1 pseudogene is annotated in these 842 nt (G+C 72.5%); it reads right to left on the bottom strand.

Annotated features, from left to right (window positions below):
• Window positions 1-584, bottom strand: a pseudogene (locus A5481_RS35870) (MBOAT family O-acyltransferase); the annotation flags it as partial.
• Window positions 585-842 lie beyond the last annotated feature (258 nt).

Below are 842 nucleotides of genomic sequence, written 5' to 3'. Positions count from 1 at the left end.
GACCTTCTTGGCGAGGCCGAGGCAGAGCAGCATCAGCCCGCGGCCGATCCGCTCGGCGGCGTCCGGCCGGGCATAGGGCTTCTCGTCGAACTGGTGGAGGATCTCGCTCCAGCGCACCAGCGGGCCGGCGAGCACCTGGGGGAAGAACGCGATGTAGAGGGCATAGCGCGTCAGGTCCATCTGCGGCGCCCGGCCGGCGCGCNNTGGAAGGTGAAGAACGAGATGCCGAGCGGGAGCGCAAGGCTCGGCCTGCCCAAGTCGTGCAGCCCCGGCAGGACCGACGCGAGGCCGGCGAGGAACCCGGCATACTTGAACAGGGCCAGCACCGCGAGGTTCGCCGCGACGGCGAGCGGGATCAGGAGCGCGGCGCGGCTCCGCGCGAACCAGCGCGCGACGAGCCAGTTCAGCCCGATCGAGGCCATCAGCAGCGGCACGAAGCGCGGATCCCACCAGCCGTAGAAGACGAGCGAGAGCCCGACGAGCAGCGGCAGCCGCCAGCCCGGCCGGTGCAGGGCCACGACGGCGTGCAGGATCAGGGCGACCGGCAGGAAGCCGAGGAGGAACGGGAAGGAGTTGAACAGCATCGCGGCCGGGGTGACGCGGGTCTCGGGTGACGCGGGTCTTTGGCGGCGACACCAGGGCCGCCCGTCTTCGAACGGGCGCCGTTGTGGGTGATTCAAGGGTGGCGCGTCAACGGCCGGAGCGGCTCACGCCGCCCGCACGTCGCCCAGGAACCCCGCCACCTCGCGCTGCAGATCCTCGGCGGAGCGGGACATCGCCCGCGCCGCACCGAGCACCTGGGCCGCAGCATGGCCGGTCTCGCCGGCGCCGTCGCGCACCGT

Origin of the sequence: Methylobacterium platani (genome assembly GCF_001653715.1) — a bacterium.
Classification (GTDB): domain Bacteria; phylum Pseudomonadota; class Alphaproteobacteria; order Rhizobiales; family Beijerinckiaceae; genus Methylobacterium; species Methylobacterium platani.
This window is presented reverse-complemented; position numbering and strand designations above follow the sequence as displayed.